Origin of the sequence: Undibacterium sp. GrIS 1.8 (assembly GCF_040544445.1) — a bacterium.
In the GTDB taxonomy this organism is placed as follows: Bacteria; Pseudomonadota; Gammaproteobacteria; order Burkholderiales; family Burkholderiaceae_D; genus Undibacterium.
Map to the genome: position 1 here is coordinate 1 of NZ_JBEONQ010000055.1, position 24,246 is coordinate 24,246.

19 protein-coding genes and 4 pseudogenes are annotated in these 24,246 nt (G+C 43.4%); 11 read left to right on the forward strand and 12 right to left on the reverse strand.

Annotated elements, in window-relative coordinates; genetic code table 11:
* The first annotated feature begins 200 nt into the window (after positions 1-200).
* Positions 201-1,010: a Crp/Fnr family transcriptional regulator gene (locus AAKU64_RS19190; RefSeq protein WP_354362707.1), complete on the forward strand. Its 810-nt coding sequence runs from the start codon at positions 201-203 to the stop codon at positions 1,008-1,010.
* 304 nt (positions 1,011-1,314) lie between these two features.
* Here the strand turns inward: AAKU64_RS19190 and AAKU64_RS19195 are convergent, their stop codons facing one another.
* Both AAKU64_RS19195 and AAKU64_RS19200 read right to left on the reverse strand, forming a co-directional pair.
* A complete protein-coding gene (locus tag AAKU64_RS19195; RefSeq protein ID WP_354362709.1) occupies positions 1,315-1,677 on the reverse strand; it encodes a hypothetical protein in 363 nt (120 codons plus the stop codon).
* A 118-nt stretch (positions 1,678-1,795) separates the two neighbouring features.
* A complete protein-coding gene (locus AAKU64_RS19200) occupies positions 1,796-1,975 on the reverse strand; it encodes a hypothetical protein (RefSeq protein ID WP_322121740.1) in 180 nt (59 codons plus the stop codon).
* A 561-nt stretch (positions 1,976-2,536) separates the two neighbouring features.
* On the opposite strand from AAKU64_RS19200, the pseudogene AAKU64_RS22650 reads away from it, so the two are divergent.
* From AAKU64_RS22650 to tkt, 6 genes and pseudogenes are all read left to right on the forward strand, one after another.
* Positions 2,537-2,695: pseudogene (locus AAKU64_RS22650) on the forward strand (VIT1/CCC1 transporter family protein); the annotation flags it as partial.
* A 260-nt stretch (positions 2,696-2,955) separates the two neighbouring features.
* Complete coding sequence (locus tag AAKU64_RS19210) at positions 2,956-3,930, forward strand: cation diffusion facilitator family transporter (RefSeq protein ID WP_323492687.1); 975 nt, start codon at positions 2,956-2,958, stop codon at positions 3,928-3,930.
* 269 nt (positions 3,931-4,199) lie between these two features.
* Positions 4,200-4,418, forward strand: coding sequence for a heavy metal-associated domain-containing protein (locus tag AAKU64_RS19215; protein WP_322121741.1), 219 nt, complete (start codon positions 4,200-4,202; stop codon positions 4,416-4,418).
* A 73-nt stretch (positions 4,419-4,491) separates the two neighbouring features.
* Positions 4,492-5,145 (forward strand): BON domain-containing protein, encoded by a 654-nt coding sequence (locus AAKU64_RS19220; RefSeq protein ID WP_354362710.1) that lies wholly within the window; start codon positions 4,492-4,494, stop codon positions 5,143-5,145.
* A gap of 316 nt (positions 5,146-5,461) precedes the next feature.
* Complete coding sequence (tal, locus tag AAKU64_RS19225; protein WP_322121743.1) at positions 5,462-6,583, forward strand: transaldolase; 1,122 nt, start codon at positions 5,462-5,464, stop codon at positions 6,581-6,583.
* Between the two features lie 84 nt (positions 6,584-6,667).
* Positions 6,668-8,809 (forward strand): transketolase, encoded by a 2,142-nt coding sequence (gene tkt / locus AAKU64_RS19230; RefSeq protein WP_354362711.1) that lies wholly within the window; start codon positions 6,668-6,670, stop codon positions 8,807-8,809.
* Between the two features lie 96 nt (positions 8,810-8,905).
* Here the strand turns inward: tkt and AAKU64_RS19235 are convergent, their stop codons facing one another.
* From AAKU64_RS19235 to AAKU64_RS19250, 4 genes are all read right to left on the reverse strand, one after another.
* Positions 8,906-9,172 (reverse strand): hypothetical protein, encoded by a 267-nt coding sequence (locus tag AAKU64_RS19235; RefSeq protein WP_322121745.1) that lies wholly within the window; start codon positions 9,170-9,172, stop codon positions 8,906-8,908.
* A gap of 201 nt (positions 9,173-9,373) precedes the next feature.
* Positions 9,374-11,110 (reverse strand): putative bifunctional diguanylate cyclase/phosphodiesterase, encoded by a 1,737-nt coding sequence (locus AAKU64_RS19240; protein ID WP_322121746.1) that lies wholly within the window; start codon positions 11,108-11,110, stop codon positions 9,374-9,376.
* Positions 11,103-12,599 carry an ATPase domain-containing protein gene (locus tag AAKU64_RS19245; RefSeq protein ID WP_323492685.1) on the reverse strand — a complete coding sequence of 499 codons (1,497 nt, stop codon included), beginning with the start codon at positions 12,597-12,599 and terminating at the stop codon, positions 11,103-11,105. The genes AAKU64_RS19240 and AAKU64_RS19245 overlap by 8 nt, the downstream gene beginning before the upstream one ends.
* Positions 12,600-12,642: 43 nt before the next feature.
* A complete protein-coding gene (locus tag AAKU64_RS19250) occupies positions 12,643-13,020 on the reverse strand; it encodes a hypothetical protein (protein WP_323492684.1) in 378 nt (125 codons plus the stop codon).
* Between the two features lie 450 nt (positions 13,021-13,470).
* Here AAKU64_RS19250 and AAKU64_RS19255 point away from each other — a divergent pair, with 450 nt between their 5' ends.
* The 3 genes from AAKU64_RS19255 (at position 13,471) to AAKU64_RS19265 (ending at position 15,910) form a co-directional block, all read left to right on the forward strand.
* The gene (locus AAKU64_RS19255; RefSeq protein ID WP_323492688.1) at positions 13,471-14,697 is read left to right on the forward strand and encodes a PQQ-dependent sugar dehydrogenase; all 1,227 of its coding nucleotides are present in this window, start codon (positions 13,471-13,473) and stop codon (positions 14,695-14,697) included.
* 278 nt (positions 14,698-14,975) lie between these two features.
* Positions 14,976-15,155 carry a hypothetical protein gene (locus AAKU64_RS19260; RefSeq protein ID WP_323492683.1) on the forward strand — a complete coding sequence of 60 codons (180 nt, stop codon included), beginning with the start codon at positions 14,976-14,978 and terminating at the stop codon, positions 15,153-15,155.
* 158 nt (positions 15,156-15,313) lie between these two features.
* Positions 15,314-15,910 (forward strand): chemotaxis protein CheB, encoded by a 597-nt coding sequence (locus tag AAKU64_RS19265; protein WP_323492682.1) that lies wholly within the window; start codon positions 15,314-15,316, stop codon positions 15,908-15,910.
* Here AAKU64_RS19265 and AAKU64_RS22655 read toward each other — a convergent pair.
* From AAKU64_RS22655 to AAKU64_RS19290, 6 genes and pseudogenes are all read right to left on the reverse strand, one after another.
* Positions 15,864-16,673, reverse strand: a complete 810-nt coding sequence (locus AAKU64_RS22655; protein ID WP_503012717.1) for an ATP-binding protein — start codon at positions 16,671-16,673, stop codon at positions 15,864-15,866. The two genes, AAKU64_RS19265 and AAKU64_RS22655, sit on opposite strands and share 47 nt — an antisense overlap.
* Positions 16,674-16,829: 156 nt before the next feature.
* Positions 16,830-17,717, reverse strand: a pseudogene (locus tag AAKU64_RS22660) (sensor histidine kinase); the annotation flags it as partial.
* On the reverse strand, positions 17,714-20,755 hold the full coding sequence (locus AAKU64_RS19275; protein ID WP_354362713.1) for a chemotaxis protein CheB: 3,042 nt from the start codon (positions 20,753-20,755) through the stop codon (positions 17,714-17,716). The gene AAKU64_RS19275 and the pseudogene AAKU64_RS22660, both read right to left, overlap by 4 nt.
* A gap of 586 nt (positions 20,756-21,341) precedes the next feature.
* Entirely contained in the window at positions 21,342-22,487 is a 1,146-nt protein-coding gene (locus AAKU64_RS19280; RefSeq protein ID WP_322121752.1) for an AAA family ATPase, read from the reverse strand.
* Positions 22,488-22,803: 316 nt separating this feature from the next.
* Positions 22,804-23,189, reverse strand: a pseudogene (locus tag AAKU64_RS19285) (hypothetical protein).
* Between the two features lie 68 nt (positions 23,190-23,257).
* Positions 23,258-23,431, reverse strand: a pseudogene (locus AAKU64_RS19290) (ATP-binding protein); the annotation flags it as partial.
* Positions 23,432-23,842: 411 nt separating this feature from the next.
* Here AAKU64_RS19290 and AAKU64_RS19295 point away from each other — a divergent pair.
* Positions 23,843-24,246, forward strand: a 404-nt coding sequence (locus AAKU64_RS19295; protein WP_354362714.1) for a DUF4158 domain-containing protein, incomplete at its 3' end; no start/stop codon positions are given.

The following is a 24,246-nucleotide window of genomic DNA, read 5'->3' on the forward strand; positions in this document are numbered from 1 at the left end:
CCAATACTGGGATCGGCGGCATTACCCCGAAACAAAAGCTAGCACTTGCCGCTTAGCCTCTACTTATCGGCCGCATTAAAAATGGGGGGATTACCATGTAAGCTATTTGGTGAAAAGCGAATTCCTTAACCTTGCTTTAGCCAGGCTATAGAAAATATATTCTGTTCTTGTAAAATGTGCACTCATTCCATAATACTCAAATGCCATTCTCGAACGGTCCAAAGCAGAACCTTCTGCTCGCAGCATTGCCCCTCGCGGAGTTCAATCGATTACTTGAAGATTTAGAACTTGTCGATATGGGTTTAGGTGAAGTTTTATATAGCCCCGGAAGCATAATGCAGTGTGTCTATTTTCCCACTACAGCGGTTGTATCTCTACTTTACGTCTTAGAGTCCGGGTCATCAGCAGAAATTGCCATTGTGGGTAACGAGGGTATTCTCGGGATTTCTCTTTTTCTGGGTGAAGTGACCACCCCCAGCCACGCCGTAGTGCAAAGTGCTGGGCAAGCATATCGACTAAAAGCAAAATTGTTGAATATTGAATTCAACAGAGGCGGTCCGGTGCTTCGCCTTCTACTTCGATATACTCAAGCTCTGATAACTCAGATGACACAAACTGCAGTTTGCAACCGACATCATTCAATCGAGCAACAACTTTGCCGTTGGCTATTATTAAGCATTGACCGTTTGCCAAGTAATTCGGTGCACATGACTCAAGAACTCATCGCCAATATGTTGGGGGTCCGAAGAGAAGGTGTAACGGAAGCTGCCGGTAAATTACAGAAAAAAGGACTTATTCAATATGCGAGGGGTCAGATTAATGTGATTGATCGGCCTAAGTTAGAACAAGCAGTTTGCGAGTGCTACGTTGTGGTTAAGAAAGAATTTGATCGGTTAATTAGTGACATTCCCAACGGAGATCCTTTGCACATTTTAGGACAATCGGATCGTCGTAAAGTGTTTAAAAGCGTTCGTCAAAAAAATAGTAGCGATCGGAGGGATGAAAGCTGAAAGCGTATTCGGTTTATCTTTGTTTCGCAAATTTCATTTCTCATTTCTTTGGTCTAGCTCGATGACATTACGTCATTCTTTAAACAAATCCTTTGGCGAGAGGAATGCAGCAAAGCAGTCAAATAAAGGCAAAGCTAGAAACTCCTCGCTAATTCGTCTTACAGTGCGCGCAGCAATTTGAATACGGCTTCCCACAAAAAATCGATAATCTCCGTTTATGTGAAACGCTTCTTCGTCTCATCTATTTGCTGAATCGTATTCCCTCTGATTCTCTCAATTACACAAATTTGAGTACACGTCGCCGCTATTCCTTCAATTTGAATAGATATCTAGCAAAATAGCCTAATGCGAACGCGACAGTTAATGTTTGAAGCGGTCGCTCTCCTACATTCTTTCTTAATACTTTATAAATTTGTTTTTGAGACAGATATAGTTTTTCTGAAACATCTCCAAATGTTTTAATACTTACCTCTAAGGCGCATGTAAGTCGATCAACTGAATCAGCTTTCTGGTCTTCTAAATTCTGTGATTTTTCATGAATATTTTTTGTATCAGGTATTAAACCGTCACTCAATTCAATCATGTCATATTTGTCGGAATCTAACGATGCGCTTGCATTTTCAGCATCATGAATATTTGGTAAATCTAATTTTTGATTACTTGTCATTTTGGTTCCTAATATATCGATTAGTACGAAAAATAAAATTATTAACAGATTTACTAAGTGTCTTTGTATCTATTAAATATCCGTAGGAATTAAAATCTTCAAGTGAGTTTTTCTCTATTTAGGTTTTGATGAAACCTAATGTCGGCAAATTGCCTCCCTCGCCGTCCCACTTAGAAATTTCGTCTTTCTCTAATTTTTTTTCAACTTGCTTTTGACGGGATAGATATTTTCCAACCACGGTTAATATTGTCAATGAGGCTATCGCAGAGGCGATAATTATTGTCTGTTTGTTCTTCATCAAATTCTCCAATTGCAGTTGGTTTTAGTAATTCGAGGCAACATGCGTCTTAGTCCAAGTTACCTACTTTTTACGGAGTTAGTTACTTGAATTACCTAAACTTTGGGTACCGAGCTACGCCAAGTACCTGTTGTGGGGGCGTAATCCTCGATTTGTAGCTTGCTTTCTTTGGCAGATCGTCCCGCCCAATCGGTACGAAAAGCACTCGGTTCTCCTATTGGATCTTTCCTTAGACCATATTGAACTTGATATTCCAAGGTCGTCTGTGCGGTAGTTCGCTTAACCGAAAAAATATTAAACCGATTAAATAGCGTGCTGAAGAGGCCGACACCAACTAAATAAATAGCTGTTAAATATATTTTTTAATGATACATAGTCGTATAAAGAGACCAATAAAAAGTACGAGAATATTGCATTTAATATTAACTTTCGCCAAGGAAGTGGCGACAAGAAGATGACCGAACAAAATATTTTTTGCATACTGTTTTCATTGCTATATAAGACATTTTTAGTAGCGAAAGATCATGAAAAAAATATCCTGAACAACATAAACTTGAACATATAAGTTGGCTGACAGCTGCTGTCCTCGGTGCGAACGAAGGCATCGTCTCCACCTCCAGTTTGATTTTAGGTGTTGCTGCTTCCAATGCGAGCCACACTAGTATTTTGGTTGCTGGCGTGGCGAGTCTGGTCGCGGGTGCAATGTCAATGGCAACCGGAAGAGCTGGTCTGTTGCCGGGATCTCAATCTGTTTTCTGGCGGTTCTTGGTGGACTTGCCGCTTATACTGGCGGTGCCAACGTTGTGAAAGGATCTGTACGAGTGATGGGTTGGAGCGCTTTAACAATGACTCTAACCTATGCTGTGGGCAACGTATTGGGAAGCGTTCAATAATTTAACGTAAAACTGTCATTGCAAATTGTGACCTGTAAATTACCAATGAGAGCCATCAAATCACAATCATTATGAACATGAGCTGATATGGTAACGAATGTATCTTCAAAGCAGGTCATCTACGCCGCATTGATCGGAAATATTTTAATTACTATTATCAAAACTGGCGCTGCTACTTGGACCGATAGTGCCGCTATGTGGAGTGAGGCTATTCATTCGTTTGTGGATACCGGCAATGAATTATTGCTGCTGTATGGCATGCGCCGCGCTGAACAACAGGCCGATATAGAGCACCCAATCGGCTACGGGCGCGAGCTCTATTTTTGGAGTTTTATTGTCGCTTTGCTGGTATTTGCTCTTGGTGCGGGCGTCTCAATTTATGAAGGTGTTTTGCATTTGATGAAGCCTCAGTCAATCACCGACCCCATCGTGAGTTATGTAGTCTTAGGACTAGCCTTTATGTTTGATGGTGCGTCTTGGTTGATCTCACTGAACCAGTTTAAAGCGTCCAAGGGTACACTCGGATATTACGACGCATTTCGTCGAAGCAAGGATCCCGCCTCTTTTATTGTTCTATTTGAAGACAGCGTGGCATTGATCGGGATTGTGACTGCTGTAATTTCCACTTATCTGGCAACTAGTTTAGGTCTACTGGCGTCTGATGGGATCGCTTCTATTTTGATAGGAACAATACTCGCAGGCACCGCAGGCTTGCTGGCACGGGAAAGTAAAAGTTTGTTGATCGGAGAACGTGCAGACCACCAACTAAGTGCTTCATTGCTGAGCATCGCTAATCAACTCTCGCCGTCAGTAACAACTAACGGCGTATTGACGGTACAACTTGCGCCGGATCAAATACTCGCTGCGATGAGTATCGAATTTGCAGATAATCTCAAAACATCACAGATTGAAACTCTGGTCGTCGATATTGAGCGCCTGATTCTTGTAATGCATCCCGAAGTCGTCACCTTTTTTGTCAAACCACAAACTGCTACTGCCTTTAAAGAGTCTTTGCAGCTACGTTTTGGGTTGCTTGATTCTTTGCCAGAAAAAACTAACTAGCAATATCGTCCATACCCTTAAGTTCAAATTAGGATGAGCAAATGTGCCATTCGCATCAGATGCAATTGCCCATTCGCTCTGATTCAATTCTGCTAATTTCCCCCTTTTTTTAATTACGTCACCTGGGTTAGGTAGCGCACAGACAAGCATTGTTTTCGCGCCTACCTTGTTTCCACCTGATGATAAAAAAACAAACCAAAATGAAATCTCCAGGCAGGACATTTACGATTTTTTAGACTGATTCTGATTTTTTACAATGGAGAATGTTAATGGAAATCATTATTTTTGATACTAAAGGGATGACCCGTGGTATTCGCCTAGGGCAAATATATCGCGCGCTTGAAGGGATCGATGGCGTAAGTAATACCGCACTTTCTTTACGTGACGGAAAAGCGATTTTGTCTACTGACCCTGCCTGCGTAACCGCATCACAAGTAGTAGAGGTTATTGAAAGACTCGGTTACCACGCCAACATTCATTTGTCCTAAGCAGTACACCGTACAGATTAGAGTTTTATAACAGCTCAAGCTGATCGTTCTTTTACCTGAATGAAAGTCAAAAATGAATACCGATACACAAATTCAAAAGGACGTTCTTGCTGAGTTGAAATGGGAACCGTCTGTCGATGCTTCTCATATCGGAGTTGAAGTTTCTGATGGAGTAGTCACACTCGCTGGCCAAGTCAGGACCATTACTGAAAAATGGGATGCAGAGCGAGCAGCGCAGCGCGTTTACGGTGTTAAGGCATTGGCGGTCGAAATCGATGTCAGACTTCCAGGGACTAACCAAAGGACAGATAGCGATATTGCACGTACTGCAAAATATACACTTGAATGGTTGACGTATGTACCAAACGACGCGGTTAGCGTCGTTGTTGAGAATGGCTTTATCACCTTAACTGGCGAAGTTGATTGGGAGTATCAGAGAAAAGCGGTGATTGGCGCAGTGCGTAATCTAATGGGAGTTACCGGATTGAGCGATCAAATTATGATTCAATCGAACGTCTCATTGAGTGCGATCAAATCAGATATTGAAGCGGCATTAGGGCGTCGTGCTCATACAGATGTAAAAAATATCTTCGTTACCGTTAATGGTAACGAAGTCACTTTGTCTGGAACCGTCCATAGTTGGTTGGAACGTGATCTGGCTGTCCATTCAGTTTGGGGAACACTAGGCGTAAAAAATGTGGTTGATCAAACCACTATCCGTGAATAATTATTGTTAAGAGTGGCCTTATTGCTAAGTCGCGAGTATCTATTTGTATCGTTTGGAGTCCCACCCCGTGGCTTATAGTTCCGTCATCGAAAATGTGGGAGTAGATACCTTAGTAATAATGAATAAACGATAGATTCACTCGTTTCTGCTTTTAATGCCGATATTGAACCAAAGTATTTAGTTAATTTCTCAAACCCTGAGATAGTAATTGAACGTATTGGGAACTTAATACTCCGAGATTTTTGGAGTGCGCCATAGTCCGAAAATATCCCACCCTTCCTGGCAATCTTCAGCAACTTTTTTCATATTGGCTACCATGAAACCTACAACACAACTGCATCAACTTGGACAAAGTCTCTGGCTCGACAATATCACACGTGATCTTTTGAGTAGTGGGATCCTAGCGCACTACTTGGCAGAGTTATCGATCACGGGATTGACTTCGAATCCAACTATTTTTGATCAGGCGATCAGGCATACCGCTGCTTATGATGCAGATATTCATCAAAAGTTGGAAGAGGGAAAGTCTACTGAAGCCATTTTTTTTGAATTGGCGATGAGTGATCTAAGACACGCAGCAACATTACTTCTTCCGATATTTAAGATCACTGACAGCGTGGATGGCTGGGTATCATTGGAGGTGTCTCCATTGTTAGCAAACGATACAGAGGGAACAATTGAAGAAGCTAGGCGTTTGTATAAAGCAGCAAATTGCCCTAATTTATTCATCAAAATTCCGGGCACCCCCGCAGGGCTGAAGGCGATCGAAGAATCGATTTTTGCTGGCATAGCAGTGAACGTGACATTACTATTCTCTGTAAAGCAATATCTTGCAGCAGCAGAAGCTTATCTTTGCGGTATTGAAAGACGAATCTCAGCCGGTCTTGACACGAAAGTGTTTTCGGTAGCGTCCGTTTTTGTCAGCCGCTGGGACACTGGGGTAAAGCAGGAAATCTCACCTCAATACCATAATCAGTTGGGCATTGTGATGGCGATGCTGATTTATAAAAACTATCAAATACTCATGACATCTGTGCGCTGGCAGAAAATCCTGCAATCAGGTGCTTGCCCACAACGGCTATTGTGGGCAAGCACAGGGACTAAAGATCTTACGGCACCAGATACCTTGTATGTCGATGCTTTAGTGGCTCCGGGAAGTATCGTTACCGTTCCTGAAAAAACCTTACTTGCCTTCGCAGATCATGGTAATCCGGAAAGCGTATTACCTATCGACGGCGGACTTGCCTCTGCAGTATTAGAAGAATTCAGACGGGAGGGCGTCGATGACGAAGCTCTGGCGGAGCGACTGCAAGTTGAAGGAGTTGCGTCATTCGTCAAGTCTTGGGAGGCTTTGCTTTCAATAATTAACGAAAAGGGACGAAAGCTTGCGAATGTTGAAATTTCGGAACAGTGGGAAAGTAGCAACTCCGGTGAATAAGCCTACTAAGCGTACTTTTGTGAGCGATCTCATTTTCCAAGCTGCGTCCGATAGCTCTTTAGGATTTCTTACCTGGAGTTTAAATTGAACGAGTCTGAGCAATTTTCTGAGCTGGAAATCGATGAGCGATGTATTAATACCTTACGTACTTTATCAATTGATGCAGTACAAAAAGCCCAGTCAGGTCACCCTGGCACATCAATGGGCGCAGCGCCAACTGCGTATTGTTTGTGGCAATATTTTTTACGGTATGATCCTGAAGACTCGCAATGGATTAATCGTGATCGTTTTGTCTTATCCGCTGGTCACGCCTGTGCTTTGCTATACAGCTTACTTCATCTGACAGGGATAAAAGCTCAGTCGTCAAGTTATCCACCCGGCGATCGGCTGGCAGTCACTCTGGAGGATTTAAAGAGTTTTCGACAAGCAGGAAGTCGCTGCACCGGACACCCTGAATACGGCTGGACTTCTGGAGTTGAAACTACTACAGGGCCGCTAGGGCAAGGGTTGGCAAGCAGTGTCGGCATGGCGATCTCAGAGCGCTGGTTAGCTGCGACCTACAATCGCCCTGGCTTTGATCTATTCAACCATCATATATATGCTTTATGTGGTGATGGCGACATGATGGAAGGCGTCAGCAGCGAGGCGGCATCGCTGGCGGGGCATCTGAAATTATCTAATCTGTGCTGGATTTATGATGACAACAACATCAGTATTGAAGGAGCGACCTCAATCACTTTTACGGAAAATGTTGCGGCTCGCTTCGTCGCTTATGGTTGGCAGGTACTCAAAGTCAAGAATGCTAATAATTTGACTGCCTTAACAAAGGCTTATCAGATCTTTGCAGATTCAGATAAACGAGAAGAGCATCAGCAACAAACGCATGACGAAAATGAGGACAGACCTACTCTCATCATTGTCGAAAGCCACATTGGCTACGGCGCACCACATAAGCAGGATACGCGCGAAGCCCATGGAGAGCCTTTAGGTGAAGATGAAGTCCGTCTGACAAAACTATTCTATGGATTTAAACCTGATTTACAATTTGATGTACCTGAAGGGGTGATTGATCATTTTAAAAAGCGATTCGCATCGCGTGGTGTATTAGCTCATGCGGCTTGGAACACGTTGATGTTGGCCTATCGCCAGGAATATCCTGCGTTAGCCTCAGAAATTGATCTCATGCAAGAGCGTAATCTGCCTGAAGGCTGGGAGACGGCCTTACCCATTTTTGATGCTGATGAAAAGGGTCTTGCTACGCGTGATTCATCAAGTGTTCTATTGAATGGGCTGGCACGCAAAATACCTTGGCTATTGGGTGGGGCTGCTGATCTGTCGCCGTCGACTAAAACTCAACTCAACTTACTGGCACCGAGTAATTTTCAAGCGATTGGTCAAGCACAGGAAGGCAATTATGCCGGACGTAATTTTCATTTTGGTGTGCGTGAGCATGCAATGTGTGCCATTGGGAATGGGATGAGTTTATACGGCTTGCGTCCGTTTACCTCTAGTTTTCTCATCTTTACTGACTATTGTCGCGCCGCACTTCGACTCAGCGCGATGATGGAGCTACCTTTAATTTATATCTGGACGCATGATTCGATTGGTATGGGAGAGGATGGCCCCACTCATCAACCGATAGAGCAACTCGCCTCGCTTCGCGCCATGCCAGGCATGGTGGTGTTGCGGCCAGCAGATGCGAATGAGGTGGTGGAAGCCTGGCGAGTAATAATGCAGCTAAAACAAACACCTGTTTGTTTGGTATTGACACGGCAAACGGTACCTACCTTGGATCGTTCTATCTATGCCAGCGCGAATGGTCTTGCTCAAGGCGCCTATATTTTGGCGGACGCTCCAGGTGGTCAAGTGGATGTACTGCTGATCGCAACAGGCAGCGAGGTAGGACTTTGTATTAAAGCATACGAACAGTTAAAGAGTGAGGGCATACATGCTCGCGTCATCAGCATGCCATCATGGGAACTATTTGAAAGCCAACCGCAATCCTACAAAGATAAAATACTGCCTCCGTCAATCAAAGCAAGACTCGTTGTAGAGGCGGCCTCAACATTTGGATGGGAGCGGTACGTCGGTTTGGACGGTAGTATTTTAGGCTTGCATACCTTTGGTATCTCTGCCCCGATGAAAGTGTTGTTAAGACAATTTGGACTTGAGACGGAGCATGTCGTCGCCTCTGCCAAAGTACAAATTATTTTAGATCGCAAATGAAAATTACGTCTTATCTTATCTTTTGAGGTGACGTAATCTGGTTTAACTTTGCACTATATTTTTTGTTTTAAGTACGCTGGTTAAATTGGTTGCCTGTTAACGATGCAGTTTGAAACTAGGTAATTTTTTTGCTAATTTTAATTTGTGCTTCACGTCAAATTTGACTACCTCCTCCACTCCCCGTTCTCCGTGCAAATCTGTATCAACTAATCCATTATTTAAATCGACAAAAGCCTGCTTCATTTTTTTATTTGGCTTGCTTGGATGCTGTTCGACACTCTCATCACGTTCATGAGGTAATTGTGGAATAAGTTTCTTGATGGTTAAGTCTTTCCCGTATTCGTTGCCATTTTTTTTAGTCATGATATTTTCCAAAATTAAAGTATCAAATTACTTAAATTTTTTACTGGTTTTTGTTAAAACAGCAGCTTTTAACAAACTTACAAACTCTAGTCTTTCATAACATCTCAAATCAGTTTCCAAATTACGCCAAGTATTATTTTTAATCCGTACGATAGCCAACATAGAGTAATACTTCTTCGCTGAACGTCGTTAGCCTACGTGTTACGGATCCGATAAGGGTAGGGTTGCGCCAGAACTCAATAACACACTAAGTTCATCTGCTAGCATAGGTCGAGCCAAATAAAATCCTTGTCCTTGCTCACATCTTTGAGAAAGTAGATAGTCGTGTTGTTCAGACGTTTCAATTCCCTCTGCAATAACGCACATCTTAAGGGATCTCCCCATATTAATTACAGCGCTTACTAGGGTTCCGTCGTCTGGATCGTTGGTAAGCTGTCGAATGAATGATTGGTCGATTTTAAGATTATTAAAAGGGAATCGTCTCAAGTAGCTAAGACTAGAGTAGCCGGTTCCGAAATCATCGAGTGCTAACTTGATTCCCAAATCAGAAAGCGCTTGCAATACGGAGTAGGCAGAATCAGCATTCTGTATTAATACACTCTCTGTAAGCTCAATTTCCAAATAGCGAGCTTCGACGTTAGTCTCACGCAGTACACACAGTATGTTTTTTAGGAAATCGTCTGCCCGTAACTCAAGGGCCGAAGTGTTTATCGAAATCACGATCGCAGGAAAACCTTCTTTTATCCAAAGTTGCGCCTGACGGCAAGCAGTGTGTAGAACCCATCGACCAATTTGTATTATCAAACCGCATTCTTCTGCGATCGATATGAACTGTCCCGGCAATAAAAAACCTCTTTCGGGATGTTGCCATCGAATAAGCGCCTCAACTCCAACTACGATACCAGTGTTTAAACACACTTTAGGTTGATAATGAAGAATAAATTCGTCTCGTTCTAACGCTCTACGCAAGCTAGTCTCAATCGATTGCCGTTCGATTGCTCTATCGTTCATTCCTTGTTCAAAAAATTTAAAATTATTACGCCCATATTGTTTTGCGTGGTACATCGCAATATCAGCGTTTTTTAAGAGTGTTCGAGTATCGTCCCCATCATCAGGATAAATACCAATACCAATACTTGCGCCAATAAAAATCTCATTTTGCTCAACCAAATGAGGTAATTCGAGTGACATCAAGATTTTTTTTGCACTTAGCGCTGCATATTCCGCATGCTCAATTGAAGGTAGAAGAACAATAAATTCGTCTCCTCCTTGGCGACTGATTGTGTCTGATTGACGTACACAATCTAGCAAGCGTTTTGCGACTGATTTAAGCAAGCCATCACCGGTTGCATGCCCTAAAGAATCATTAATATATTTAAAATGATCAAGATCTATAAACATCACTGCAAGTTGCTTTCCTTGACGATGTGCTAATTCGATCGCTTGAGTGAGTCTGTCTTGCAATAACATGCGATTTGGTAGATCAGTAAGGGCGTCGTGATGCGCTAAATGATTTAACTTTGCTTTAGTATTTTCTATTTTTTCAACCAATTTTTGTGATTCGATTGATGCTATCACCAAGTGGGCGTTTGCCTGCTGCAAGACTGTTAATTGGTTATCAGTTTCAAACGGATTTATGGATTCAATTAGTATTTTGTTTTCGCGCAGAATTGCTCCTACTTCCCTTATGTTCGCTACGTCCTCGCGTGCTTGTACTGTTCCTTCACGCTGCTGCGCCGCATCTTCACGTAAATGTGCAGTATTTTCTCTTGCCGAAGCCAATTTCTCGCGGCTTAAAACAATTGCCTCATCTTCTTGCAAGGCATGTTCTCGTACGATAATATCTTCCACGGGTACGCTAGTGAGTTTGATGATCGGAACTGTGGGCTCATTTTCGTGATTATCCTGAGCCGCATTTTCTGGTTCGTCCTTATTCATGATTATTCCAGATTCTTGAACCGTCATTGTTGATCGCTAACTGTGGGTGACCAGTAAGTATGCCTTCGTAGGCAGATAATGATTCTCCTAATAGGATGCCGTCGTCGGTAATGTCGAATAAACGAATTTCTTTACTATGATTACTTCCACGTACTTTTACAACGGAGATTGCACGCTTAAATTGACCTTCAAGTTCAATATATCTTTGCATGACGATAGCATCTGCTAAAAATGCGCTGCCAAAGGGACTAAAACGTAAATCGGCATATCGATCTTCTAATTCGGAGGTCATCAAAATGGTTACACCCATACCAGTCAGTTCTGCAATCATTCTATAAAGTGATCCTCTAAAGTCTTCTTGAAATTCCGGTGCCAAGGCTAATTCAAACCCGGACAAAGAATCGATCACAACACGCTTGGCTTGCAATTTTTTAATCATATCTATCAAGTCGTGGAGTGTCTGATCAATAGACAGATCGAGCGACCTTGTGTCGATAACACCTACTTTCATGTCTCTTACTAAAGAATTTAACTGACCACTTAATAGTTGGCTTGGACTTTTCTCGAATGCGGCAATTACCCCTTTCTCGCCATTTCGCACACCCTCAGCCAAAAATTCCGTAGCTAATATTGTTTTCCCCGAGCCCGAGGGTCCGACTACTAAAAGTGAATAGCCCATGGGTAGTCCACCACCCAGCATCACGTCCAAACCTTTGACTCCTACAGAAACTCGCTTATCTGTCACAGAGGAAGTTGTCGACAAACTCACTGTCTCGCCAGGATTAATGATGGCTCGTGGATAAATTTGGATTCCTAAATTACTTATGCGAAATGTATGTAAGCCGGGAGCGTGAGCATGACCACGCAACTTAATTACTTGGATTTTGCGTACGACGGAGTTCCGGTGCAAATTTTGGGATAACCAAATTATTCCGTCTGCAATAGTAAAAACTGGACTGGGCTCAGATCCGGGTACCACATATTCCCCTATCAAAAAGGTAGTTGCTTGCCAACTAGACATTTGTATTCCCAGCTTCTGTACAAACTGCTGTAAAGAGGATGTATGGCTGATATTTTCATTGTCGGAGTCGATGACTGACCTAAAGGAATCAACAAATATCAGACCCGGAGAATAATTTTTTACTTCTTTTTCGATGCGCTTCAGCACGCTGTTAAAACTTTCCTCCATCAGTTCGACCGATAAATTAATAAAGTGAATTGACTCTCTCACTTTCTCTAGATTAAAAAAAGGAAATTGCTGTTGGTATCGAAGCATTTTTATTGCTGGTTCTCCCGATGTCGTAAAGAACAACGCACGATTATCAGGACTAGCTAGTGAAAACATAATTTGGTGTGCAAGAGTGGTTTTCCCACTGCCTGGAGCACCCGCAATGAGATTGAATGAAAACTCAGGGATACCTCCGCCCAGCAAATTGTCGAGCCCTGGTACGCCAGTTTTTAATTGGCGAATATTTACTTTTTCATTCATTTTTTAGCCCTAGGTTAATGTCGCGCAAATTACTATTTACGTACTAAACTCGTAGTATCAGAACTGTTAAATGTTCACCTATTAATGAAGATAAAACGTCAGCCAGCGTCGTCAAAAGTACGATATTTGTTTCGTTTATTTGGGCATTGGTTCTGCCCTGAAAGCTTTTCTCAAGATCGTAGAATCGACTATTTTTGTGATCTTCCGTTAAAGGAACATCACAGGGAATCAATAGTGATTCAATCCTAGCCAGATAAATACTTCTTGCGTAAAGAGAGTCAAAACCCGTTTCGCCTATGACTTCAATAATATTAAATGCGATTTGCTCCCATAAAATTACAGTACCGGCTGAACCTTGCTCAGCAATGGAATCTGCCCTATTTTTAATCATTTGGTGCATCGCAGATATATTCGTTTCCATTTGGATCAATTCCGTAATTTAGCTGTAGGTTAATATTGTTGGATGTGTCCTAAGAAATTTGAATTTACGGTTCTACCTTTAAAGTTTTTCCATTAATTTGGGAACAAAAAGTGGTAGGACTCATTAAAAAGTTAGCAAGAGCAAAAAAAGGTACGCGTAAGAACTAAGTCGGTCTGTGCTCTATCGAACAGATAGAGTTGAAATTTAAAAATACTTTTATCCAATTACGCATCGAATTTTTGAATTTTCATATTTAGTAGTCAGAGTGTATGAAAAAATATAGGCATCAATGTGTGGTACTGCACAAATCGAATTGTTTAATTCTTTTATGCTCGATAAATATCTCTATATTGGGAAAAAATCATGCGCCATACAAAAATAGTGACTCCATTTTTTCTACTAATTAGTTTTTTTGGGGGTGAAAGCGTGTTGTCGCAAACAGTCAACGATATGGCACTAATGGGAAGTAACCCGACTTTACCGAAACCCCAAAAGCAACTAATACCCACGGTTAATATCGCACCCGCAATCGGGTGGCCATTAGGCATGAAACCTGTCGCGCCTCCAGGCTTTTCAGTTACTGCTTTCAGCGTCAATCTTGATCACCCACGGTGGCTTTATGTTCTTCCTAATGGTGATGTTCTAGTTGCAGAAACCAATGCACCTCCCAAGCCTGACGATAGCAAAGGTATCAAAGGCTTTGTGATGAAAAAAGTCATGAAAAAAGCCGGCGCTGGAGTGGCCAGTGCAAATCGAATTACATTATTAAGAGGTATTAATAAGGAAGGTGTCGCAGAAATAAAAACAGCATTCTTAGAAGGTTTAAATTCACCCTTCGGTATGGCATTAGTGGGCGAGGATTTGTATATCGCCGACACTGATGCTGTGTTACGTTTTCCGTATAAAGAAGGCGATACAAAAATTACCTCAAAGCCGGTGAAAATCGCTGATCTTCCTGCTGGAACAATTAACCATCACTGGACGAAAAATATTATTGCTAGCCGAGATGGTACTCGTTTATACGTGAGTGTTGGATCGAACAGTAATGTGGGTGAAAACGGCATAGAAGCAGAAACCAATCGCGCTGATATTTTGGAAATCACGATCAAAACAGGGGCAGTTCGAGTGTTCGCCTCTGGATTACGTAATCCAGTAGGGATGGCCTGGCAGCCAGAAAATGGCAGTTTGTGGACTGCTGTTAACGAGCGGGATGAATTGGGAGACGACCTGGTACCTGACTACATGACCTCTGTAAAAGACGGTGCATTTTATGGTTGGCCATACTGTTATTTTGGACAGAACATCGATACACGGGTGAATCCGCAACGACCTGACTTAGTGGAGAGTGCAATCAAGCCGGATTTTGCATTAGGTGCGCATACGGCATCTTTAGGTCTCACTTTTTATGATGCCAACTTATTTTCTCCTCATTATAAAAACGGAGCATTTATTGGACAACATGGATCTTGGAATAGGAAGTTACATAGTGGCTACAAAGTGATCTTTGTTCCGTTTATGAATGGTGAACCCACCGGTGCGGTTGAGGACTTCCTGACTGGCTTTCTAAGTAGAAATCATGAAGCGTATGGGCGACCTGTGGGCGTAGCGGTTGATAAAAAAGGGGCGTTACTTGTGGCTGATGATGTAGGTAATGTTATTTGGCGCATCAATAAATGATTCTGCCGTGTTTTAACAAAACAAAAAATAGTATGACTTCTGCCAAGCCATGTCGAAAACTATGCGCATTACAGAAATTACTAGCCTTTGGCAAAAAAGTGATTGTTCGGTTATCCATTAACTACATTGTATTTTCGCCGATTAGAAATTGCCGCCCTCTTATAGAAGGTCAAAATACGGGTCTAAAGTCAATATCAGGTCTAGGTCAATTTATCCCGCTTTTAGCAAAGGTAATATCGCTTTATTCACCGTGACGAGTAGCCCTTCTTCAACCTGTATTGCATGCAGAAAAATATTTATGTGCGAATGCTAGCATTGGGATAAGCCTCTATCCTAATGATGGACCAGATGCAGATACGCTCATTAAAAATCCAGACACTACGATGTATTTTGCTAAAACCGGGATCAAGAATACTGACGAATTTTTTCGCAGCAATATGGACACTCAAGTAATTTAGACAGAGCCTTGAATGGGAAGAATTTTGTGAATTTGGGTAGGTATATTTGGACGATATAACAATTTTTAAAAAGATTTTATGAAACTGTCTTTCGCGAGCTAAAGATTTTTCTCTTGACTAACTAAAAATATTTTTCAACCAATATAAGAAGGAATACTTTGATAAGCAACTTTCCCATTGTCTGTATAGGCGGTTCTGCAGGAGGTCTGGATGCCTATATCCGACTACTAAAAAACCTTCCGCCTGACATGGGTGTTGCTATCGTGATCGTGAATCACATGCGAAGCATGCCAACTCAGCTTCACGAAATTCTTCCCAACTTCACCAAAATGCCAGTTAATCTAATTAGTGAAGGCTTACTTGTAGAGAAAAATCATGTTTATGTAATACCGGAAAATAAAGATCTTCATGTAAAAAACGAACAGTTTCACCTAGAGGTAATTTCGAAACCTCGAGGGTGGCCAGACGTCATCACAGTTTTTTTGCGTTCGCTCACACAATATTGGAATGGAAAACTCATCGCAGTAATCGTTTCTGGCTTTGATGGCGATGGCGCTGCAGCACTATGTGGCATTCAGCAAGTAGGTGGTATTACTATCGCCCAGAAATTAGATACCGCTGCGCAACCCGATATGCCTGACGCAGCGATTAGCAGTGGCTGTATCAATTTTGTCTTGTCCCCCGAAGACATAGCAGTTCAAATAATAACTATAGCTCAGGCTGCACTTCAAGATAAACATCAATCGTTTCCATAAATTCCTTTATCTTAATTGGCTTGGTGAGATACTGAAGGAATCCTGCTTTTAAACCAGTTTCAATGTCATTGCGCATTGCGTTGGCGCTAAGCGCGATAATAGGAATATGAGCAGTAGCTGGATTTTTTCTCAAGATATGGAGTACGTCCTTTCCGTTCATGTCAGGTAAGTCGATATCCATCAGAATAATATCGGGGACTATTTGAGTCGCTATTTCGATTCCTTTTAGTCCGTTTGGGGCGCTCACTAGAATAATAGCTGGGCGTCGCGCGACAATCGCTTCGATGAGTTTAAGGTTCGCCAAATTGTCTTCCACGTACAGCAAAGTGCACAACTTGCTTGGGATCACGCATTCATCCGATGTGACAGAATTTGCTTTAAGTTTTTCTGAATTGGGCATTGGCAACATAGTTTCCACCGTACTGTGCGACTGCAACGAGATGTCCAATTCTACCCAGAAGGAACTGCCTTTACCAGGTACGCTTTCGACCCCGATCGTTCCTCCCATCAATTCAATCAGTCGTTTACAGACTATCAGTCCGATACCTGTTCCCCCTTCATTGCCTGCCTCTTGACCAAGTCGATTAAACGGCTGAAAGAGTTGGTTGAGTTTCGCGGGCGTTAATCCTCCCCCCGTATCATTTACATTAATACGAAGGCGTCCAGCAGTGATTGCAGAACAAATTATTGCTACCTCTCCGCCTGGCTGATTATATTTAATCGCATTCGAGAGCAAATTGATGAGAATTTTTTTGATGCGCACGGGATCTGCCAATATAAAATCTCGGCTATTTTCAGCAGGTACGACTATCTTGATTCCGCGTTGTTGCGCTAGCGGCAGCACCATTGCCTCGCACTCAGTAATGAGTTCCGTTACAGATACTAGCTCAATGGACAAAGTTATCTTCCCGGAGTCGATTACTGCAAGATCGAGGATTTCATTGATTAATTCAAGCAAGTGCCACCCTGCTTTTGAGACTTGATCAATACTTTGCGATTGTTCTGACGTTGGAGGTGGCAATCCTGAGGCCAATAGTTGACTGAAGCCAAGGATGGCATGCAGGGGTGTCCTTAGCTCATGACTCATGCTAGACAAAAAATCAGATTTTGCCTGATTGGCTTTATCTGCGACTATCCGGATGCGATCGAGCTCCCGATTTCTCTCTTCAAGATCTTGCTGTAACTGAGCATTTCTAGTTTCTGCCTGTTTACGTTCTGTGACGTCGGAAAGCACCGCACGCAATTCACTCCCGCCTTCAATATCTCGACCGAGCGTGGTAGTGATATGCCCCCAAAATGGCACGCCATTTTCATTGACCATTCTTAAATCAAAAGATTGAGACTCTCCACTTACAATCAGCTGTTTATGATGTAAGTAATAAATATCCTGATCATCTTTCAATATTAGTCGTGATATCGGTTGATTGATTAGTTTCCCACGCGTCATACTAAATAGGCTGGCAGCAGTCAGATTGGTTTCCTTGATCAATCCAAGTTCACTTATTGTGCAATATCCGACGGGTGCAAGATCATATAAATCAAAATAACGATCTCTAGCCAGAGCCAGTGCCAATTGTGCCTCACGTAGTTCCTCGTTCTGCATTTCAAGCTCAACTTGATGCACTCGGAGTTCATGCAGCAAATGCTGCCCGTTATTAATTTCTTCGAGCCGAGATACCGGATTTAGCCTAATGTGGGCTTCGGCTCGTTCCCTTTGTGAAAGAATGCTATGGTCATTTTCTCCCTCGTCTGAAGGCATTTCTGCCGGCCTGTCGGAACATTGACTATCCTTTTCATGTGAGCTCATGGGAGCATCTTCCCGACAATTCGTTCGGTAGTCGCAATAGCATATATTTCACCATTTTCTTTTATTAAAGCAGTGGACGTAATAGAGACTTCAACTATCTCATCTAGTTTAGTGCGTCTTTGAGTAAGATACGGCTCCAAAATCTCCGCTTGACTGAGTTCTTGCACCTTAGTAAGCGCTTCGGCACGCAAGTTCTCTGGAATACGTTCGGCTGTATTCATCAATAGCGCCTCTTCCTCGGTCCATCCGTACATCCTCACTGCACCCTGATTCCAGGCTAGTATGCGGCCATTCAAGTCTTGCATGGTAATTGCGTCGTAGGCATCACGTACTACCACCGCTAGACGGAGCAACTCAGTGGCTTTGTGAAGCGCATCGCGTGTTTGCACGATTTCCGTAATATCGACAAAAGAGACTACAGCTCCTTCGATCACATTATCGAGTGTGCGGTAAGGTTGTATCCGCATGTTGTACCAGCGCCCCATGGTAGTTTGTACGGTAATCTCTTTAACAGCAAGCGTATCAAGTACAGTTTGCGTATCCGATACCAAGCCGTCATAGCCCACCAAATTCGAGACAATATGCGCGACCGGGCGCCCTATATCCGAAGGTATCAAGTTAATGATGGTGCTGGCTGCTGGAGTAAATCGCAAGATGTGTAATTTAAAATCTACAAACACCGTACCAATACCAGTACCAGCCATAAGATTGTTCATATCATTATTTGCACGAGACAAACTCAGAATTTTGGTCTGTAACTCATGATTGACCGTAGCCAATTCTTCATTCACAGATTGTAACTCTTCCTTTGAGGTTTCCAATTCCTCATTCGTACTTTGAAGTTCTTCATTCACAGATTGCATCTCTTCATTTGAAGACTTTAACTCTTCATTGGAACTCTCGAGTTCTTCGCGAGTACTCTGCAAATATTCGTCCTTAGCTCGCAATTCTTGTTTGAGCAAAGTGATGCGTGATTCTGTATCCACATCCAAATTGATTTTTTCATCTATGGGGGAATCATCGACTGGCAAGGAACGCTCTGAGGAATCGGCTGTCACATCTTCAAGAATAACCAAGTATAAATATGCCTCTGCTGTCGTCGCTGAGCCAGTCGATACCGGGCAAACGATTAAATTAACCAACGTATAGTGGCCGTTAGTTTTTACCAGTAAGCCAGAACAGCGCGCCGTTTCTTTAGTGACAGTGGCTTTTTGCAGTGATAACGTTAAATCACTCCGTAAGCCATCACGTGCCATTTTCAAAATATTATTGGTACCAACTTCACCTGGTGTTGGTTCCAGATATTTTCCGGTGCGGCCATGTAAATAGAGTATGTCACCATGCCAGTTGACAAGTGCGCATACGGGCGCAAGCTGCTGCAAGAGCGCCTGCTCCGTCAGCTCTCGCAATTGTAATTTTGCTGGAAATTCCATTTTCTTTATTCCTGCAATTTGAGTTTGGTTAGCATACGCAGTGGGTGAAATAGTTCGCAGCAAGTTCCAATTATGTCCCTCAAGTCGATCATCCTTGCGCTGAAACAACTTTGCTTTGCGATCTAATATTTTGAACAATTCGATAAAATCACCTATACCCTCGGAAGTGCCTAATAAGAGAATCCCATTTTTCTTTAAAGCATAATGGAATAAGGGAATCAATTTTTTTTGCAAAGGCATTCCTAGGTAAATCAGCAGGTTACGGCAACTTATTAAATCCAGTCGGGAAAAGGGAGGGTCTTTAATTAAATCCTGTTCAGAAAACACTAGCATGTCTCGGATACTTTTATGAATGCGGAAGTAGTTACCATCGGGCTCGAGCGAAAAATAGTGTGCCAGCCTTTCTGGGCTAATGTCTGCAGCGATACTAATCGGATACAAACCTGCACGAGCGATAGCGATTGCGCGGCTGTCGATATCGGTTGCAAAAACTTGCACACTATAATTTTGCTTCAGTTTTTCTATTCGCTCTTGAAGCAAAATGGCGATCGAATATGCTTCCTCACCGGTAGAGCACCCCGTTGACCAAACTCTTATAACGGCACCAGGGGGTTTATCGGCAAATAGTCGCGGAATGATTTCATGCTCTAGAACTTCAAATACTTCAGGGTCGCGGAAAAAATTAGTTACACCTATGAGCAGATCACGAAACAAGGCCACCGCCTCAGGCGGCGTTTTTTGCAGATACTTAACATAACTGTCGATGTCGTTGATCTGATGAACGGCCATTCGGCGCTTAATACGGCGATTGATGGTACTTGGTTTATAGTTGGAAAAATCGTGGTTGGTCTGTGAGCGCAAAAGAATGAAAATCTTCTTTAAAGCGCTTTCTGTATGGGGTGAATCTACCGCAGGATGCCGATGAAGCTTTCCATAGGCATGTTTGACATAGGTGATAAGCTGTGCAGCCATCTCCGCAGACGGTAAAATATAATCAGCCAACCCGGTCGCAATTACACTTCGCGGCATGCCATCAAATTCGCTGGACTCGGGTGTTTGTGACATTAGCATTCCTCCCTCACCTTTGATGGCTCGCGCACCTAAAGTGCCATCACTTCCAGTGCCGGACAATACAATTCCAATCGCGTTCTCACGCTGATCGTTAGCCAGAGAGCGGAAGAAAAAATCAATCGGTAGTCTTTGTCCGCGTGGCGCCGACGGTTCTAGCAAATGCAATACACCGTTTAGAAACGCCATATCGAAATTTGGTGGAATGACATAGACACAGTTTTGGCGAACTTCCATGCCGTCTTCCGCTTCGAACACTTCGAAATGCGTGCAACGCCGTATTAGGTCGGTCAACAAACTTTTATGGTCAGGAGCCAAATGTTGTACCAGGACAAATGCCATCGAAGGTTCCGCATCTGCCGGAAAGCCAGAAAAGAACTGTTCGAAGGAATCTAATCCGCCTGCAGAGGCTCCGATACCAACGATAGGAAAGGCTATATTTGGTGCGGTTGATGTCAAACTAGAGGGCATCTCAGATAGAGCCATCACCTCACTAGTTTCAGTTAAAGGGTCTTTGATAATTTTTTTTGCGGGCACGAGCATCTCCACAACGCCGGGGAGCGTAATCGCTGAGTATAGAGCTTTTAGTTCTTTTTTAATATTTTTTTTAAAGCTCCGCAAAATTTATGATGTTCACACGACACTGTTCTTTTTGTAAACGCACATCCACTGGCTTGATACAAAACAAGTCGAATTCTTCTCGCCGGGAGAGACTGCTTCCCTTCGATAAAGTAACCTTGGGCTACTCAGGTCTAACTTCTTTTTAAAAAAAAGATCCTACGGTGTAAGAGGAACTATAGATTTTTTAATTTTTAAATTTGACGATAAAGACCAATACGCAATACATCGGCACGCTATTCAATCCATCCAAAGTTAGTTAGCCAGCTTTCGAATAACACAGAGCAATCAGGCCGCGAAAACCACTACTGCAATCGACCTAACGTCATTGCGTTCCTAAAAAAATGTTGTCGGTAACGCTGCGCGAGGTGATTCAAACGAAGGATCATGGTCAATATTGAGTGCGCGCCAACACCTAATACGTGACACCGTGTTTCCCTACCAGAGGCAATTTCGTCTGCAATTCTACAAGTCGCCGTCTCGGTTCAGCAAGTTGACAATAGCCTCATTCAACTGTTACGGCAGGAAATTCCTCTTTAAGCCAAACCACGTGCTGTGAATCCTCGATCGCATACACACCTCTTGCACTGTTCCACACCAAAGTTTTCTTTCGAAGTGCTTCCAGTGCGTACTGGATGGAGGAGTCGTCAACAACAACTTCCGAAGTTGAAAAATTTTTGCACAAGGCGTTATATTTTTGTACGGTGGCTGGCCGAAACGGAGCATAGTCTGCGCCAGTTGTAGCCATCACTACCAAAACAGACGCCTGCAAAGGTGGAAGGCTATTCACCTGGCGCATAAAATTCTGTTTGCTATCCAAGTTAATTGCCGAAAATATAGACCTGAATTCAGAGTCAACATTCCAGTCAGTGACGTTAAACCGAAATGCTAAATCGTCAAGGGCCTTATGCAAGGTTTCGGGTTTGTGGCCAGATGCAATGAATTCCGACTCAACGGTCGCGAGGGACGGCGCAACCAACCCGCCGTACTGTGATAGCTCCCACTCTACGAAGTCTTTCCCTAGGGGCTCCAGATCAAACAGGACAGCATTGAGGAAGGCCTGGTCTTTCCCATTAACTAGCATACTGAGCTTATCTCGGTTCGATCCTGTCGCGATCAACCGAAATCCATTATGAGCAGAACCATTTAGTTGGTCGCGTGCTGCTTTTAGGGCATACAATGCGTTGGCACCGGCCTCCGTTGTGATAGCGTGCTGCGCCTCGTCAATCACTAAAACAATTACCGCTTGAGTAGCATCACTTAACTCTGCAAGTGCCTTTGCCAGTGTTTTTCCTGTGCCAATGCCGACCTTAGCGATATCAACTGAGACTCCACCGACATTGATTTTTTCCAAGCCGCCCTTGCGCGCCCATTGGAGTAGCACGCCCTCGCGCTTTTGTAGGTGTTCCCGAACAGCTTCGGCAATTAAGTCGCCTGGATCGCGGCTTCGATCGCTCCACAAGTCCACGTAAATGACCTCAGCCTTAAGCCCCCTCAGCGACGGAATGATATCCTCAATAATGAAAGTGCTTTTGCCAGTGCGCCGAGGCGCTGAAATGAACACACCAGACCGTCCATTGGCAGACAAGGTTCTTTGGACAATTTGCCGGGCTAACTCTGGCCGGTGAAAAATAGGAATTTCAGTTGTCATGATATAAACGCTTGAACTGTATTACAAAGAATTATAGTTCATTATAGTCTACCCACTAGATTTTGCTATAGGAAATTATAGTTTTTTATAGTCTATTATAGTAATTAACATTTAATTAATGTCGCAACGCGCTTATTGCGGTTTTGTCGCGTTAAGCGAGATGCTCATATCACTACATACGGTGGTATTGTCAACTTGCTGAACCGAGACGGCGACTTGTAGAATTGCAGACGAAATTGCCTCTGGTAGGGAAACACGGTGTCACGTATTAGGCTTTTTTTGCTACGTCGGTGAGCTCATCCCATATACAATATGCCTACGTGCGGACATGCCTGTACTGCTCCGCTGTCAAGCTGTTGCGCCGGCACCGAAAGGCATTGTTGATCGGGTTCTGCGCCGACAAAAAGCGCTGAGCTTGGCCGGATGACTTGGAGCGGCGCGTCTGTCGCTTTCGTTACCGCGTCGGTTGATGCGAGAGTTCGGCCCGGTTGTTTAGGCCCTTGTGCTAGCGATACTCGACACCCGGCATGATTGGCGTCTTCGCCACAGGCGAATCGTCTCGTACGTGACGATGATGCCAAGGCTGGCCATAAGCTCTTGTATGTCGCGAAAACTCCGCGCAAACCAGAAGTAGAGCCACACGACATGACTAATGATTTCTGCCGGATAGCGGAAGCCGCGGTAGCGTAGGGATTTTTCCATCACGCTACTTTACAAAATTTTCCCGCAGCCCGTAAGTTGACACTACCTTATTTAGTATCTCTAACTTTTTACCTTAACGACGCGCCGGACTGCTTGTGGTTGTGGGAACTACATACCAAACGGTCGAGAACCGCGTCTGCAATTGTCTTGTTATCGAAAGCGTCGTTCCATTTCTCAGTTGGACATTGGCTGGAAAATATTGTTGATTTCACGCCCACTCGCGCGTCAATGAGTTCCACGACATCTTCTTCCGCCCGTCCAACGCACTCAACCGGCTAGTGATGCTTAGCCTTGTATTGCGATACGGTAGATTTTCGCTATAGGGGAGCACTTAATCCAACATGGTAGGAAACCATTGATACTAGAAATGGGTTCACAAATCGGGACGAATCAAGTTAGTTATCGACATCTCAAACTATTTTCACCATGGCGTGGCGTTGGTGCACTTCAAACTCGAAAAGCGGTGATGTTACGATGCGGCCTCAATTTTACTGATCGCCCCGATGCGGGGTCGATTTGTTTTAGGTGCAATAAGTGACGGTAGGAGATCGAGCACTGGCGTGGGGGTAGTTCTGTAAGTCAATGATTTTATTAAGGTTTCAGCTCGTCGTTTTTCAGCGTATTGTGTCCTACCAAATTGAAGGAGACAAACGATGCAAAGCTGGCAAACAACGTATCTGGGTCTGAAGGACCTTCCGCGTGAACTTAGTACCTTTGAGTTACAAGCGTTTTTCACTTTTAGTCGTTCAGAACACGAAGTAATCAATCTGCGCCGAAGCGATACCCACAAATTGGGACTTGCTTTGCATATCGGATTTTTACGTCTGAGTGGGCGTACACTCAATGCGATTCGTGTTGTCCCTGCGTCACTCTGGATTCACCTGGGCAAAGAGCTTGGCGTACCACCTCCTGAGGTGGCATCACTTAAAGCCATGTACAGACGTGGCAGGACATTTTTTGATCATCAACAGCTCGCTCAAGAAACGCTAGGCTTTGGTTGGCCTACTGATCACCAGAGGCGTTCCTTTGTGCATGCCTTGCGCGATGAAGCCATCCG